14 protein-coding genes and 1 tRNA gene are annotated in these 14970 nt (G+C 64.6%); 11 read left to right on the forward strand and 4 right to left on the reverse strand.

Annotated elements, in window-relative coordinates:
• The first annotated feature begins 90 nt into the window (after positions 1–90).
• From U1739_RS15050 to U1739_RS15085, 8 genes are all read left to right on the forward strand, one after another.
• A complete protein-coding gene (locus U1739_RS15050; protein ID WP_332709384.1) occupies positions 91–1230 on the forward strand; it encodes a glycoside hydrolase family 130 protein in 1140 nt (379 codons plus the stop codon).
• Positions 1231–1281: 51 nt separating this feature from the next.
• Positions 1282–1461 carry a CsbD family protein gene (locus tag U1739_RS15055; protein ID WP_332709386.1) on the forward strand — a complete coding sequence of 60 codons (180 nt, stop codon included), beginning with the start codon at positions 1282–1284 and terminating at the stop codon, positions 1459–1461.
• A gap of 87 nt (positions 1462–1548) precedes the next feature.
• Entirely contained in the window at positions 1549–2685 is a 1137-nt protein-coding gene (locus U1739_RS15060; RefSeq protein ID WP_332709387.1) for a glycosyltransferase family 4 protein, read from the forward strand.
• Positions 2686–2752: 67 nt separating this feature from the next.
• Positions 2753–4156: an NAD(P)H-dependent flavin oxidoreductase gene (locus U1739_RS15065; RefSeq protein ID WP_332709388.1), complete on the forward strand. Its 1404-nt coding sequence runs from the start codon at positions 2753–2755 to the stop codon at positions 4154–4156.
• Between the two features lie 222 nt (positions 4157–4378).
• Complete coding sequence (locus U1739_RS15070) at positions 4379–4915, forward strand: superoxide dismutase family protein (protein WP_332709390.1); 537 nt, start codon at positions 4379–4381, stop codon at positions 4913–4915.
• A 241-nt stretch (positions 4916–5156) separates the two neighbouring features.
• Positions 5157–5894, forward strand: a complete 738-nt coding sequence (locus tag U1739_RS15075; RefSeq protein ID WP_332709391.1) for a Bax inhibitor-1/YccA family protein — start codon at positions 5157–5159, stop codon at positions 5892–5894.
• A 176-nt stretch (positions 5895–6070) separates the two neighbouring features.
• Complete coding sequence (locus U1739_RS21245; protein WP_443025575.1) at positions 6071–7252, forward strand: transglutaminase-like domain-containing protein; 1182 nt, start codon at positions 6071–6073, stop codon at positions 7250–7252.
• 266 nt (positions 7253–7518) lie between these two features.
• On the forward strand, positions 7519–8070 hold the full coding sequence (locus tag U1739_RS15085) for a hypothetical protein (protein ID WP_332709392.1): 552 nt from the start codon (positions 7519–7521) through the stop codon (positions 8068–8070).
• Position 8071: 1 nt separating this feature from the next.
• Here the strand turns inward: U1739_RS15085 and U1739_RS15090 are convergent, their stop codons facing one another.
• The 3 genes from U1739_RS15090 to U1739_RS15100 form a co-directional block, all read right to left on the reverse strand.
• Entirely contained in the window at positions 8072–8800 is a 729-nt protein-coding gene (locus tag U1739_RS15090) for an extensin-like domain-containing protein (RefSeq protein ID WP_332709393.1), read from the reverse strand.
• Entirely contained in the window at positions 8800–9555 is a 756-nt protein-coding gene (locus tag U1739_RS15095) for an NUDIX hydrolase (RefSeq protein WP_332709394.1), read from the reverse strand. Before U1739_RS15095 ends, U1739_RS15090 begins: the two co-directional genes overlap by 1 nt.
• Positions 9556–10162: 607 nt before the next feature.
• A tRNA-Ala gene (locus U1739_RS15100) sits at positions 10163–10238 on the reverse strand.
• 240 nt (positions 10239–10478) lie between these two features.
• On the opposite strand from U1739_RS15100, the gene U1739_RS15105 reads away from it, so the two are divergent.
• Complete coding sequence (locus U1739_RS15105; protein WP_332709396.1) at positions 10479–11507, forward strand: DUF2171 domain-containing protein; 1029 nt, start codon at positions 10479–10481, stop codon at positions 11505–11507.
• A gap of 264 nt (positions 11508–11771) precedes the next feature.
• On the opposite strand, the gene ypfJ is transcribed toward U1739_RS15105, so the two are convergent.
• Positions 11772–12683 carry a KPN_02809 family neutral zinc metallopeptidase gene (gene ypfJ / locus U1739_RS15110; protein WP_332709397.1) on the reverse strand — a complete coding sequence of 304 codons (912 nt, stop codon included), beginning with the start codon at positions 12681–12683 and terminating at the stop codon, positions 11772–11774.
• Between the two features lie 260 nt (positions 12684–12943).
• Between ypfJ and U1739_RS15115 the strand changes: the two genes are divergently transcribed.
• Together U1739_RS15115 and U1739_RS15120 are read left to right on the forward strand one after the other, a co-directional pair.
• The gene (locus tag U1739_RS15115; protein WP_332709521.1) at positions 12944–14116 is read left to right on the forward strand and encodes a patatin-like phospholipase family protein; all 1173 of its coding nucleotides are present in this window, start codon (positions 12944–12946) and stop codon (positions 14114–14116) included.
• Positions 14117–14127: 11 nt separating this feature from the next.
• Positions 14128–14913 carry a 3-hydroxybutyrate dehydrogenase gene (locus U1739_RS15120; protein ID WP_332709398.1) on the forward strand — a complete coding sequence of 262 codons (786 nt, stop codon included), beginning with the start codon at positions 14128–14130 and terminating at the stop codon, positions 14911–14913.
• Positions 14914–14970: the final 57 nt, after the last annotated feature.

Raw genomic sequence — 14970 nt, forward strand, 5'->3', positions numbered from 1 at the left:
AACGGCCGTTGCGCTCCGTAACATCCACCTTTGCGACTGGGCCCCGGCCTTCGCCGGGGAAGCGGCCGAAAATATAGGTAAGGGAACTCAATGACCTTCGCGTTCGACCAACTCGTTTTCACGCCCGCCGATATCGATCTCGCGCGATCGCCGCTGGCCGGCAAGCTGGGCGTCGAGACCTATGTGCTGGGCGCGTTCAATCCCGGCATGACGCGGCTGGCGAACGGCAATCTGTTGCTCATGGTGCGGGTCGCCGAGGCGCTGAAGCAGGCGGTGCATGATCAGAAGATCCACGCGATCCGCTGGACCGAGGGCACGTACGTGCTCGACGCCTGGCCGCTCGAATTGGTCGATACGAAGGACCCGCGCAAATTCCTGATTCCCGGCGGCGGGTGGAAGGTGATGGCGCTGACCAGCCTGTCCTGGCTGTTGCCGGTGGAATTGTCGGCCGACGGCACCGAATTGGTCGAAATACATTACGAACGGGCGATCGCACCGCGGGCGGAGTACCAATGCTACGGCGTTGAGGATGCGCGGATCAGCAAAGTCGGCGATCGCTACCTGATGACCACCTGTTCGGTCAGCCCGGAACGGCATTGTACCACACTCTACACGTCGGACGATGCGCTGGACTGGACGCTGGAGGGGATCGTGCTCGATCATCAGAATAAGGACATGCTGATCTTCGAAGGCAAGGTCGACGGCAACTTCTTCGCGCAGACGCGGCCGCTCGGCGACCTGTATTTCGCCTATCCGCCGGGCAGCGAATGGCGTTCGGGCCCCTCGATCAACCTGTCGTCGTCGCCCGATGCGCTGCACTGGAAGCCGTATGACAAGCCCGGCATCCGCCCGCATGCCGCGACGGTCTTCACCGCGCGGATGGGCGGCGGATCGCCGCCGGTGCTGACCGACGATGGCTGGCTGACCTTGTGGCACGGGGTGGAGCCCTCCGGCGTGGTGGGCATCTATCGCACCTATTGGTCGATCCTCGATCGCGACGATCCGAGCGTGGTCGTGCGCACCTGCCACGATGCCGTGCTGGAGCCGGCACCGACGCTGACCGAGCCGATCAAGCAGCTGATGTATCTCGACAATGTCGTGTTCACGACGGGCATTGCCGATGGCGGCGATCACTGGGTGGTGGCGAGCGGCGAGGCTGATCTGGCCTGCCGCATCACGCATGTCGACAAGGCGGTTTTCGCCGGCGATCACGGAACCGTGCCGGGCTGATCCGAGTTGAGCTTCATGAACGGCCAATGGCGGCCGTGATGGAGATTGATGATGGGCGAATTCACCGACAAGCTGGATGCGCCCGGCAACAAGATCGCCGGCAAGGCCAAGGAATTGTTCGGCGACGCGACCGACAACGAGACGCTGGAGGCCGAGGGCCAGGCGCAGCAGCTCAAAGGCACCGGCCAGGACATCAAGGGCAGCGTCAAGGGCGCCGTCAACGATCTCTAAGCGACCCTGACGCATTCAAAACAGCCGCGGCGGAGAAATCCGCCGCGGTTTTGTGTCTGGCGCAATTCCTCGCTAGGGCGGCATCTCATGCCCCAGCCCGTCAACATCCTGCACCTCCATTCGACCTTCAACTTAGGGGGCAAGGAAGCGCGGTCGGTGCGCCTGATGAACGCGTTCGGCGATCGCGCGCGGCATACCATCGTTTCGGGCCTGCCCGACCAGCTCGGCGCGCGCGACGCGATCGCGCCCGGCGTCACATACGAGATCGCGCAGGATCCGCCGCCGCTGACCGGGCGGCCCTCGGTTGCGCGGTTCGAGGCGATCGCCCGCTACATGCGGCGCTTCGATCTGGTGCTGAGCTATAATTGGGGCGCGATCGACGGGGTGATGGCCCGGCGCGTGTTCGGCAAGGGCGCGCCGCCGCTGGTGCATCACGAGGACGGCTTCAACAGCGACGAAGCCACCGGACTGAAGCGCGAGCGCAATTATTATCGTCGTCTCGCGCTTCCCGCGGCGCACGGCCTGGTGGTGCCGTCCGAGGCACTGCACCGCATCGCGCTGGAGACGTGGAAGCAGCCGATCGGGCGCGTGCACCGGATCGTCAACGGCATTGCCGTGGCCGCTTATGCCGGCGCGCCCGATGCAAAGGCGATCCCGGGGTTCAAGCGTAAGCCTGGCGAGATCGTCGTCGGCACGCTGGCGGGGCTCCGCGCGGTGAAGGATCTGCCGCTGTTGGTGCGCGCAGTAGGGGGCTGTTCGTCGCGCATCCGGCTGGTCATCGTCGGCGAAGGGCCCGAGCGGCAGGCGATCCTGGATACGGCGGAAAATATGGGGCTGGAGGATGCGCTGGTGCTGCCCGGCTTCCTGCGCGCGCCGCACCGCTTCGTGGGGTTGTTCGACATCATGGCGATGTCGTCGCAGAGCGAGCAATTCCCCATCGCGGTGATCGAGGGGATGGCGGCCGGCCTGCCGATCGTCTCGACCGCCGTGGGAGACGTGCCGCGCATGGTGGCGGCGGAGAATGCGCCGTTCATCGTCGAACAGGCCGGCGAGGTGCCGCTCCGCGACGCGATCGAGCTGTTGGCGAAGGATGCCGGCTTGCGCCAGCGCATCGGTGCGGCCAATCGCATTAAGGCCGCAGCGGAATATGATGAGGCAATGATGATCGGACGCTATGCGGGGCTGTACGAAGCTGCGATGGGGCAGCGCGCTCGCCTTCTTTGAGTCGCAATTCGTTCGCGCAGGCGCATCCTTTGGTAGTATCAAACGTATGTTAAGTTCGGAGAGAATGGTGTTCAAAGGTCTTAAGCCCATCGTCTATAACGGCCGCGAGGTCTGGCCGCTCGTCGAGGGTGGTAAAGGCGTGGCCGCGACCAATCATGCTTCGGCCGGCGCCTGGGCGGCGGCGGGCGGGATCGGTACCGTCTCGGCGGTCAATGCCGACAGTTACGACCCCGACGGCAAGATCATCCCGCAAGTGTATAAATCGCTGACGCGGCGTGAGCGGCACGAGGAATTGATCGACTATGCGATCGAGGGCGCGGTGCAGCAGGTGCAGATGGCGCACGATATCGCCGGCGGCCGTGGCGCGATCAACATCAACGTATTGTGGGAAATGGGCGGGGCACAGCGCATCCTGCACGGCGTGCTCGAACGCACCAAGGGGCTGGTCGCGGGCGTGACCTGTGGCGCCGGCATGCCGTACAAATTGAGCGAGATCGCCGCGTCGTACAACGTGACCTATCTGCCGATCATCAGCTCGGGCCGCGCGTTTCGCGCGCTATGGAAGCGGGCATATTCGAAGGCGTCCGAGTATCTTTCGGCGGTGGTCTATGAGGATCCGTGGCTGGCGGGCGGGCATAACGGCCTGTCCAATGCCGAGGATCCGTTGAAGCCGCAGGATCCTTATCCGCGCGTGAAGGAATTGCGCGACGTGATGCGCGAAGGCGGCATCTCGGACGAGGTGCCGATCATCATGGCCGGCGGCGTGTGGTATCTACGCGACTGGAGCAATTGGATCGACAATCCCGAGCTTGGCACGATCGCCTTCCAGTTCGGCACGCGGCCCTTGCTGACGCGCGAAAGCCCCATTCCCGAGGAATGGAAGAGCAAGCTGATGAACATCGAGCCGGGCGAGGTGCTGCTGCACAAGTTCAGCCCCACCGGTTTCTATTCGAGCGCGGTGAAGAACCCGTTCCTGCGCATCCTGGAGACGCGTTCGGAACGGCAGATCGCTTTCTCGACGCAGGAAGCCGGCGATCATGTGTTCCAGCTCGACGTCGGGGTGAAGGGCAAGAATTTCTGGGTCACGCGCAACGATCTGCTGCGCGCGCGGCAGTGGTTCGGCGAGGGCTATACCGATGCGCTGAAGACGCCGGACAATACTTTGGTGTTCGTCACGCCCGAGGAAAAAGGCTGGATCCGCAAGGATCAGGCGGATTGCATGGGCTGCCTGTCGCAATGCTCGTTCTCGGCCTGGGCGGATAGCGAAACCAATTCGACCGGGCGGCTGGCCGATCCGCGATCATTCTGCATCCAGAAGACGCTGCAGGATATCGCGCATGGCGGGCCGACCGACAACAACCTGATGTTCGCCGGCCACGGCGCGTATAACTTCAAGAAGGACCCGTTCTATTCGAACGGGTTCGTGCCGTCGGTGAAGCAACTGGTCGATCGGATTCTGACGGGGGATTGAGGGGCGCTGCCTCTTCTAGGCCGTCATCCTGACGAATGTCAGGATCCAGGCGCGGTCGTCCGGCTCACCGACACCGTCTTTGTGGTGGCTGACCGCGCCTGGATCCTGAAACGAGTTCAGGATGACGATGTTGGAGGTGCCATCTGTCTGCCCTACCGCGCTTCCTGGAACCGTTACGGTCGCGTAGGTGTTCGCTAAGCATATCACCATCGGAGAATAACCATGCGGATCGCGATCATCGGTACGGCGGCCCTGCTGACGCTCGGCCTGTCGGCGTGCAATCAGGACAAGATCACGGTCGGCGCGCCATTGGCCGGCGGCGCGCGGGCGGCGGCGATGTTGCGCACCGCGGATGGCGCCGATGTCGGCATGGCAAGCGCGAGCGAAGTCGCTGGCGGCCTGCGCTTCACGATCGATGCGCGCGGCATGCCGCAGGGCACGCATGGTGCCCATGTCCACATGACCGGTCGCTGTGACGCACCGGACTTCACCACCGCGGGCGGGCATTGGAACCCAACCGCGATGAAGCATGGCACGATGAACCCGCAGGGGCCGCATGAGGGCGATCTGCCCAACCTGATCATCGGCACCGATGGCCGGGGCACGCTCGGTATCACTATTCCGGGCGCGACACTTGCCGGGCTGCTGGATGCGGACGGATCGGCGCTGGTGGTGCATGCCGCGGCGGATGATCTGATGACCGATCCCTCGGGCAATAGCGGCGCGCGGATTGCTTGTGGGGTGTTCGCGCCGGCGTAAGGGCCTCTGCGTACGTTGCGATGCAAAGCGTCATCGCAGCGCAAGCTGGGATCTCGTGCGGCTGATGCGGGACAGAAGCCGCGTGAGACCCCAGCTTTCGCTGGGGTGACGTGCGCGAAGTCGCTTCTCTGTAACGAAATGTTGCTTGCGCCCAGCGGCCCCAAATCGCTTGAAAATCACGTCGTGAAAGCCGATATTCGAAAGTATCCGGCATGAGGCCGGGCAAAGGAGTTTCTTGGAAATGGCTAACTGGTCTGACCCACGTCCGAACGGCGCGACTTTCGCGACGGCGGCGGGTGCGCGTACGGAAGCGTACGACGCTGGCCTTCGGTCGTACATGCTTTCGGTCTACAACTATATGACGTCGGGCATCTTGCTGACCGGCATCGTGGCGTTGCTGTTCGCGCGCTCCGGTTATGCCGAGCAGGTGTTCATGAACCCCGGCCTGCTGAAATATGTCATCATGTTCGCCCCGCTGGCGATCGTGTTCGGCATGAGCTTCGGCCAGAACCGCATGTCCACGCCGACGCTGCAGGCGATGTTCTGGGGCTTCGCGGTGCTGATGGGCTTGTCGCTGTCGACGATCTTCCTGCAGTATAGCAGCACCTCGATCGCCCAGGCGTTCTTCGCCACGGCGGCGTCGTTCGGCGCTCTGTCGCTGTACGGCTACACCACCAAGCGGGATCTGTCGGCCTTCGGCACGTTCCTGATCATGGGGCTGGTCGGCCTGATCGTCGCATCGTTGCTCAACCTGTTCTTCCAGTCGGGCGTGCTCGCGCTGGTGATCAGCATCGTCGGCGTGCTGCTGTTCGCAGGCCTCACCGCCTATGACACGCAGCGCACCAAGAGCATGTATGCGCAGGTCGCCGGCACGGCCGATGAGGGCCGCACGGTGATCATGTCGGCGCTGTCGCTGTACCTCGACTTCATCAACATGTTCCTATTCATCCTCCGCATCTTCGGTTCCAGCCGGAACTAAGCGCTGGGAAGTGGTTACGTGGAAGGCCCGGCGGGGAAACTCGCCGGGCTTTTTTGTGTGCCGTAATGAGCGGCTTTCCGTCACCCCGGACTTGTTCCGGGGCCGACCGTGCCGCACACCGCAACGATGATGTTCATGGCGCAGAGGGTCCCGGAACGAGTCCGGGGTGACCGCCAATGCTGGAAGGAATGGTGATGCGCCTGTCGATCGATGTCGCACTGGATTACTGGATCGACGACCAGGCCGAAGTGCTGCTGCAGATCGAGGCGGCGGCAATGGTCGATCAGCATCTCGAGCATCAGGATCTGCGCATCTATTGCATGGAGCCGCTACGCGCGGTGCCAGGCGAGGATGCGATCGGGCAGCGCACCTGGGCCAAGGCGTCGGGCAGCTTTTGCGTCGAGTATCAGGCGGTGGTGAAGATCGATCGCGCCGGCGTCGATTTCTCGCAATTGCCGGCGACCGATCTGTCCGACCTGCCGGGCGATGCCGTGCCGTATCTGATGCCGAGCCGCTATTGCGAGTCCGAGCGGTTCGAGGGCTTCGTCCAAGCCGAGTTCGACGGCCTGAGTGGCGGTGCGCTGGCCGCCGCGATCGGCACCTGGGTGCACGCCAATCTGACCTATCAATCGGGGAGCAGCAGCGGGATCACCACCGCGCTGATGACCTTTGCCGACCGACGCGGCGTGTGCCGCGATTATGCCCATCTGGTCGTCGCGCTGGCGCGGGCGGGCGGCATCCCGGCACGCTGCGTATCGGCCTATGCGCCGGGCGTGTCGCCGCCGGATTTCCATGCCGTGGCCGAGCTTTGGCTGGATGGCGGCTGGCATCTGATCGATGCGACCGGCATGGCCAAATGCGACGACCTGATCCGCGTGGCAGTGGGGCGCGATGCGACCGACATTGCCTTCATGACGGTGTTCGGCACCGCGACGATGAACCGGCAAAGCGTGTTCGTAAAAGAGCTGGCGGACGACGATCCCGGCTTCGGCGCGGGAACGCCTGCGCCCGACGACCGTTCTACAAGCGTAACAGCCGAAAGAGGATTGGCCATGGATAGCAATACGATCGACCAGCGGGCGCTCGACAGCTTATCGGTCGCGCCGCCGAATCCGGACGAGGACGATAGCGGTCATATTCAGCATCCTCGCCAGGATGCCGGGCAGGACAAGTCGATCGCGGCGCGGCTCGAGCGCGATCCGGAAAATAGCGATGCGCGGCTTGATGCCGGGCTCGACGAGTCGATGGATGCGTCGGATCCGCCCGCCGCGACCCAGCCGGTGCATAATAATGCGCCGCCGGAGTCTTCCGGCTTCGATGCCGAAGCCGAGGCAAAGCTGCAGGCCGACAAGAGCTGAGCATCGTCTAAACTAGCGTAAGCGTAAGACCAAAGGCCCGTCACCGATCCGGTGGCGGGCCTTTCGTTGTGGCGCGCGGCGCTGTGGCGGAACTGCCGCAGATCATTCGCTTCATCGCATCCGCATGACGTTAATGTTGCAACGCACAACAATCTATGATGCCATGCTTGGGTCAGGCACAGAAGTTCGTAAGGCTTGCGTTAACTAACGAGGCGCAAGATCGCCCTGGCACGCAGTTCGGTTCCACGGTGAAGGGGCGGGTGACGATGGCTTCCAGAATGAAACCGGCGACAGGCGCGATGACGCTGGCCGAGATGAAGGAATTTGCGAGCTTCCCGTCCGCTACGCAGCGTTATGTGCGGCGCTCGCTGGATATCGGGCTCGATCGCGACGATGCGATGCAATTGTGGTCACGCGACGTGGTCGAGGCGGCGAGCATTCGCGCGCAGGCGCGCGTGTACGGCCGATTGCCGGATTTGCGGCTGATGGTGCCCGACGATAGCGGGCTCGACGCGGTCGAGCCGTTCCTGGCGCCGCTGATTTCGGTCAGCGCGTTCGATCTGGGGCAGGGGCGGCTGACGACGTTTTCGGCCTATCGCTTCCTGTACGAGCGGCTGATCGGCGCGGACGTGCGGCCGTGGCTGCCGGCGGCATTCTGTTCGGCTGCAGCGCTGCCGCATCTGCATCCCGACCTGCGGCGCAAATTGCTGCAATCGATCAGCGAGGCGGCGGCGACGGCGTCCGGCTGGTCGAACCGGGCACCGGCCTTCTTCCCCAAATGGGTCGAGAAGGTCGAAGGCGCGGTGCTGCCGCACTGAGCTAGCGGCAGGCGCGCCAGCCCGTGGCGCCGCGGTTGGCCTGGTCGAGATGCAGGTGATCGCGGTGGGCGGCGTTATAGTCCGGCGACAGCACGGTGGCGAACAGGTCGCATGCGCCGGTGCGGACGGCGCGCAGGAACGTGCCCTTGTCGCCTTGGTCCTGCCAGTCACCGATGATGCTGACGCGCGTGCCGTCCTCGAGCCGGAAGCCAGCGACATCGACGGCGTTGGCGCTGGCATGTTCGCTGAGATCGCCCTGGCTACGGCCGTAGAGGCGGCGGCAGCTATAGCTGCCGTAATGATCGATGCTAACCACGCGCTGGCCGAAATAGCGCCGCGCCGCCGGCTGGACGACGTCCCATTCCCACACCGACAGCCCGGCGGCGACCGGGCAGGACAGGCCGACGCCGGGCGGGGCGAAGGCGATGCGCCGCGCGCCGCCCGCGGTCAGGCGCACGCCATTGGCATAGCCGCATTGGCCGGCCGTGACCTCGGGCAACACGGTGTAGCGCACGCCCGCGCGATCCAGCTGCGCGCGGCAGGCGGCGAGATCGTTGCCCAAAGCGGCGATCTTACGGCCGGTAAACAGGCCGGCGGGCTGCGTGATGTCGAGCGGAGTCCAGGGCAGATCCTGCGGGCGGCCGCGGGTAATGGCGAACAGCACCAATGCGGCCAGGCCAAGCATTGCAAGCGCGCATAGCCAGCCGATCACCCGGCGAATACGCCGCATCAACCGCGCACGGTGCTGGTCAACACTTCCGAGGTGACGGGATAGCCGAGATCGTCCGGGATGCAGAGATGATCCTGCCCGTCGCGCTGCTCGATCCACGGCGTCACCGGGCGGATCGGGTACCGGCCGGCATCGCCGACTGCGGCGTCGAAGCCGTCGAAGCGCGCTAGGCGCTCCAAATTGCGCCGCGTGGGGAAGATGATCGTCACCCGGCCGGCATCGGCATCGTCGAGTACGGCTTGCGCCGTCGCCCAGCACAGGCGGACATTCTCGGTCGCGTCGACCTGCGGCGCAGGCGCATCGTCGGGCAGCCGTGCGAGATAGAATAAGGTGTCGAAGATACGCATATGCGCATGCGCCGGCAGCCAGCGCGCAAACGGCGTGAGGACCGACAGATCGAGCGTCAGGCCGGCGTCGTCCAGCGCTTTGCCGAACGTGACACCGTCATGCAGCGCCGCCCGTAGCGCGGCGAGCGTCGTCGCGTCGGGCGTGGGGACCAGCCCGATCGGCAGGCCGACTTCCTCCAGCGTCTCGCGGATCGCGCCGATGCGGCCGGCAGTATCGGCGGGTTCGCCGCCGAGTTCGAGGGCAAGCGCATAATCGCCTGGGTCGATCCGCCCGCCGGGGAAGACCAAGGCACCGCCGGCAAACACCATCGCCTTGGCGCGTTCGACCATCAACAGTTCGGGCGGCGCGCCGGCGCGGTCGCGGAACAGGACGAGGGTCGCGGCAGGGATGGGGGCGTGAACGGTCATTGCGTTGAATGTAGGGCCGGGCAGGGGGTGTTGCTAGGTTGCGGGCGGGCGCTGTGTTGGGCGGTGTCCGGCTTATTCGCACAGATCGACCGCCGCTTGTCGAACAACCCGCCTCCTGTCGACGGTGATTTACACCCGGGCAGAGGCTGGTGTGGTTTGAGGATCATGTTGGTTTAGATCAAAACGCGGCAGTGCGTCGGGCGGGGGGGCTGCCCAGGGCGGCACGGGGAGCGCAACGCGGCGATCGTGCACCCGCCACTGCGTGTCTGTCATCCCGCGGACCATCGGCTTACGGCATCGCTTGCAGCACGACAGATACGCCGTGACGCCCATACGAACGCCCCGCCGGTCGCGAACATGCCCCAGGATACTGCACAGTAACCCCATGTAATCGATTCGCGTATTTGATCGGAGATGATTGTATATCTGTTTTAGTGTCTGATCTCAAGTGCGACATATGCAGTAGTTGTGTACGGAATAGTGACCATGGATCAACAGCATGGCCAGCGTTACTTAAAAATGTAAGATGAGTGCTGGCGCGCGCGGATGCGCGGCGGTCATTCGTCAATAGTGGTAAGATGCGGGCCGATCCGGCAAGTCTATACGCTGGTGGAGCTGAGGGGAATCGAACCCCTGACCTCTGCAGTGCGATTGCAGCGCTCTCCCATCTGAGCTACAGCCCCGCTCCACGCTCGGCCGTAGGCCGGACAAGCCGCCTTTACCGGGGCTTTTCGGGCGATGCAATTCCCCTTCCAGCCGGTTTTCGACGCGTTCTGCGACCAATGGCGTAGCGCGCGCGATGACGCGTGAGGAGCGGGCGTCGGCGGCAGGAACCAGCGTGCCCACGATGGATTGATGCCTTGACGAGCGGGCGGCACAGACCAGCCCGCCGCCGCAGGAGCATCCCATTCAGGAGACCTCACATGGGCTATGACCGCAACAATCCCAATGCTGGCGGACAAGGCGACTATTTCGGCGCACGCGACCCGCAGGATACAGATCGTCCGCGCGGTCGCGACGACGGGCGCTATTCGAGTGGGGCCGATGCCGCCGCCGGCCGGTACGGCGCCAACGACCATGATCGCAGCGAATATGGCGCGCGGGACTATGGCCGCCGCGAGCAGGGCGATACCCGGCACGGCCAGCGTGAGCAACCGGATGCCGGGCGTGGCTTCCAGGACCGGCCGCGTGGTGGAGACTATCAAGGCAGCTACGGCCATGACGGACGTCGCTTCAGCGAGGCGGAGCGCAATAGCGGGCGTGACTATTATCGCCCGGACTCCTCGTCCGATCGTGGGCCAGGCGAGCGGCCCCGCCAAGGCTATGGCCGTCAGCCGGAAGGTTACGACTATGAGGATCGCGGCTTCATCGCCCGTGCCGGCGACGAAGTGCGCTCGTGGTTCGGCGACGACGAAGCCGAGCGCCGCCGCGACTGGGACAGCAAGCAGGACGAGCGCGCTTACGCGCAGGGCAGCTATGGCCGCGACGACGATTACCATCAGTGGCGCAAGGGCCAGATCGACGCGCTCGACCGCGATTATCACGAATATCGCCAGGAAAATCGCAGCAAGTTCGAAAGCGAGTTCGGCTCGTGGCGCACCGAGCGGCAGACGCAGCGCGGCTCGCTCGGCAAGGTGACCGAGCATATGGACGTGGTCGGCTCGGATGGCGCGCATATCGGCACCGTCGACAAGGTGCGCGGCGATCGTATCCTGCTGACCAAGAATGACGCGGACGCCGGCGGGCGGCACCACTCGATCCCGTCGCGCTGGATCGATACCGTCGACGACAAGGTGATCGTGCGCAAGACCGCCGAGGAAGCCAAGGCACACTGGCGCGACGAGGAGAACAACCTGGCGATGTTCGGGGATGGCGAAGGGCGCGGGCAGCATAAGGATGCCGATGGCAATGGGCCGCGGGTGTTGAACCGGAGCTTCCCGGGCACCTATTGATCAGGTGATTTTACCAACCAAAAAGGCCCCCGCCGGAGACGGCGGGGGCCTTTTTTGTGTCGGTTGGCGGACAAGTGTAGCGCCGTTCGTGCAATAGCGAGATGAGATGCCGTCGAACCCTTTACTTCGTCACCCCGGGCTTGACCCGGGGCCCAGCTGTCGGGGCGATGAAGAAGCTGGGCCCCGGCTCAAGGCCGGGGTGACGGGTCTGGGAACTGCCAACTCGGCATTCGTCGCGGTGATGCTTTAGGGGCGCATGCTGGTTCAGATCGCCTGGTTGAACGTGTCGCATTGCGCGGGATCGCCGCTGTCGAGGCCGCGCTTGAGCCAGGTCTGGCGCTGCGCCGAGGTGCCGTGCGTGAAGCTGTCGGGGACGACGCGGCCCTGCGATTCCTGCTGCAGCTTGTCGTCGCCGATCGCCTGGGCGGCGGTCATGCCTTCCTCGAGATCGCCCGGCTCCATGCGGTCGCGATTCTGCGCCGCCCATACGCCGGCATAGCAATCGGCCTGCAACTCGAGTTTCACCGAGGCGGCATTGCCTTCGCTACGGCTGCCGCGGGCCTGCGCCTGCTGAACCTGCTCGGACGTGCCGAGCAAATTCTGGATATGATGGCCGAATTCATGCGCGATTACATAATCCTGCGCGAAATCGCCCTTGGCACCGAAACGGTTGGCGAGTTCGTCGAAGAAGCTGGTGTCGAGATAGATGCCCTGGTCGGTTGGGCAGTAGAACGGGCCCATTGCGCTCTGCGCGGCACCACAGCCGGACCGGCCTTCGCCCCCGAAGAAGGACAATTTGGGTGCCTGGAAGCGCTGGCCGGATTTGGCGAAGATCGCTTCCCAGGTGTTTTCGGCCGAGCTGAACGCATTGCACGCGGCGCGCTTGGCGGGGTCGGAGGTGCAGACTGCGGTCGCGCCGGTGCCGGCGCTTTGCGTGGCGGGCGCCGATTGCTGGGTCGGTCCGGTCAGCGACGTGAGGCTGCCCAGGCCACCGCCGAACACCGCGAACACGATCAACAAGACGACCACGCCGCCGCAGCCGAACTTGCTGAACACCAGCGGCAGGAAGCCGAGCAGAATTCCACCGCCGCCGCCGCCGCCGCCGAGATTGAATCCGCCGCCCCGGTTGCCCTGGTCCTCGACATTGATGTTGGGATCGAAATCGTCGAGCCGCATTGCAGTGCCCCTTATTCGCTATAGCGTTCGTTGCTGTACCGGCATGAATGCGTGGCTGGGCTTGTTGTTGCAAGGATGCGGGAAATAGGCGGTGCTCGCCTGCGACAGTGGGACGGTGGACCAGGAAGGGGGGCGCCGGCAGCGTAGCGCTTGGGGAGGTCCCCCTCCACCATTCGCTGAAAAAGCGAATGGTCCCCCTCCCCGTGCCGGGGAGGATAAGGGCGTTGCTCCGGCTGCTTGAGCGGCGCATGGGATTGTCGATGGCCGATATCGAACCCAAGCCCCGTCGCCGCGCTAAAGCGTTGCCGTTGCCCGATTGTGTGGCGCTCGTGTTGCAGGGCGGTGGCGCGCTGGGGAGTTATCAAGCGGGCGTGATCGAAGGCCTGAGCGGCAGCGGCATCGATATCGACTGGGTCGCGGGGATCTCGATCGGCGCGGTCAATGCGGCGATCTATGCCGGCAATCCCGAAGCGTTGCGGGTCGAGCGGCTACACGCCTTTTGGGACCGGATGACTGGCGCGCTGCCGAGCTTCCCGATCTTTCCCGACGACCGGATCCGCGAGATGATCCACGAATGGTCGGCCAGCTATGTCATGATGACCGGCGTGCCGGGCTTCTTCAAACCACGCGCTCTGTCCCCGATGTTCGCCGCGCCGGGGACGCCTGAGGCGCTGAGCTTCTACGATTCCGCGCCGCTCGAGCAGACGCTGGACGCGTTGATCGACTGGGATCTGCTCAATAGCGGCGCGGTGCGGCTGTCGGTCGGCGCGGTCGATGTTGAGAGCGGCAATTTTCATTATTTCGACACGACGGAAACGCGGATCGACGCGCGCCACATCATGGCCTCGGGCGCGCTGCCGCCGGGGTTGCCGCCGATCGAGATCGATGGGCGGCTGTGGTGGGATGGCGGGCTGGTCTCCAATACCCCGCTGACGCATGTGCTGGATCATCAGCAGGGCTCGTTGCTGGCCTTCCAGGTCGATCTGTTCGCCGCGGCGACCGATCTGCCGCGGACGATCATGGATGTCGCTGCGCGCGAGAAGGAGATCCGTTTCTCCAGCCGCACCCGCCAGGTGTCCGATCAGGTGATGCGCGTCCGGCAGGACCGCGAGGCGGCACGAAAAGTGCTGGCCAAATTGCCGGCCGAAATGCTGGACGATCCCGATGTGCGCGCGCTGGCGGCGCGGTCGGCGGAGGATCCGGTCAATCTGGTCCACCTGATCTACCGCGCCAACACCTGGGAAGGCGGGAGCCGCGATTTCGAATTTTCCACGCGGACGATGCGCGAGCATTGGCAGGCGGGAGTGGAAGCGGTCACCGAGACGATGGCCAATGCGCAATTGGTCGCGGCCAATATCGAGACGGGCAAGAGCGCCGCGTTCGATCTCGGGCGCAAGGTGTTGCCGCAACGCGATGTTGTTTCCGAAAGCTGAGGGAGAAACTGATGTTCCTGAAGGGCAAGAGCGCGATCATTACCGGGTCCACGTCGGGCATCGGCCTGGCCTATGCCAAGGCATTCGCCGCCGAGGGCGCGAGCGTGGTGATCAACGGGTTCGGCGATGCGGACGCGATCGAACGGGAACGGGCGGCGCTGGCGGCGACGAGCGGGGCGACGGCGCTCTACGACTCGGCCGACATGACCAAGCCGGAGCAGATCGCGGCGTTGGTGCAGCGCTGCCATGACGAAATTGGCGGACCGGACATCATCGTCAACAATGCCGGGATCCAGCATGTCGCCGCGATCGAGGACTTTCCCACCGACACGTTCGAGGCGATCATCAAGATCAACCTTACCGCCGCCTGGTATCTGATCCGGGCCGCAGTGCCGCACATGAGGGCGGCGGGCTGGGGGCGGATCATCTCCACCGCCTCGGCCCACTCGCTCGTCGCGAGCCCGAACAAATCGGCTTATGTCATGGCCAAGCATGGCCTGGTCGGGTTGACCAAGACGATCGCGCTGGAGACGGCGACCCACGGCATCACGGCGAATTGCATTTCGCCCGGTTATGTCTGGACGCCGCTGGTCGAGGGGCAGATCCCCGACACGATGAAGGCGCGCGGCCTGACGCGGGAGCAAGTGATCAACGACGTGTTGCTGGCGGCGCAACCGACCAAGGAGTTCGTCACGCCGGAGCAGGTGGCGGCGTTCGCGCTGTTCCTGTGCGGCGATGCGGCCAAATCGATTACCGGCGCGAACTTGTCGATTGATGGCGGCTGGACGGCCGCCTGACTCGGCGCCTTAACCGGGCCGCTTGGCAAGTGGGGCGCAGCGTGTTCTATATCTGAC

This window comes from Parasphingomonas puruogangriensis (genome assembly GCF_036663635.1).
Classification (GTDB): Bacteria; Pseudomonadota; Alphaproteobacteria; order Sphingomonadales; family Sphingomonadaceae; genus Sphingomonas.

Coding starts and splice junctions, on each gene's coding strand:
- U1739_RS15050 (WP_332709384.1), top strand. CDS start 91: ATGACCTTCGCGTTCGACCAACTCGTTTTCACGCCCGCCGATATCGAT.
- U1739_RS15055 (WP_332709386.1), top strand. CDS start 1,282: ATGGGCGAATTCACCGACAAGCTGGATGCGCCCGGCAACAAGATCGCC.
- U1739_RS15060 (WP_332709387.1), top strand. CDS start 1,549: ATGCCCCAGCCCGTCAACATCCTGCACCTCCATTCGACCTTCAACTTA.
- U1739_RS15070 (WP_332709390.1), top strand. CDS start 4,379: ATGCGGATCGCGATCATCGGTACGGCGGCCCTGCTGACGCTCGGCCTG.
- U1739_RS15075 (WP_332709391.1), top strand. CDS start 5,157: ATGGCTAACTGGTCTGACCCACGTCCGAACGGCGCGACTTTCGCGACG.
- U1739_RS21245 (WP_443025575.1), top strand. CDS start 6,071: ATGCTGGAAGGAATGGTGATGCGCCTGTCGATCGATGTCGCACTGGAT.
- U1739_RS15085 (WP_332709392.1), top strand. CDS start 7,519: ATGGCTTCCAGAATGAAACCGGCGACAGGCGCGATGACGCTGGCCGAG.
- U1739_RS15090 (WP_332709393.1), bottom strand. CDS start 8,800: ATGCGGCGTATTCGCCGGGTGATCGGCTGGCTATGCGCGCTTGCAATG.
- U1739_RS15095 (WP_332709394.1), bottom strand. CDS start 9,555: ATGACCGTTCACGCCCCCATCCCTGCCGCGACCCTCGTCCTGTTCCGC.
- U1739_RS15105 (WP_332709396.1), top strand. CDS start 10,479: ATGGGCTATGACCGCAACAATCCCAATGCTGGCGGACAAGGCGACTAT.
- ypfJ (WP_332709397.1), bottom strand. CDS start 12,683: ATGCGGCTCGACGATTTCGATCCCAACATCAATGTCGAGGACCAGGGC.
- U1739_RS15115 (WP_332709521.1), top strand. CDS start 12,944: ATGGCCGATATCGAACCCAAGCCCCGTCGCCGCGCTAAAGCGTTGCCG.
- U1739_RS15120 (WP_332709398.1), top strand. CDS start 14,128: ATGTTCCTGAAGGGCAAGAGCGCGATCATTACCGGGTCCACGTCGGGC.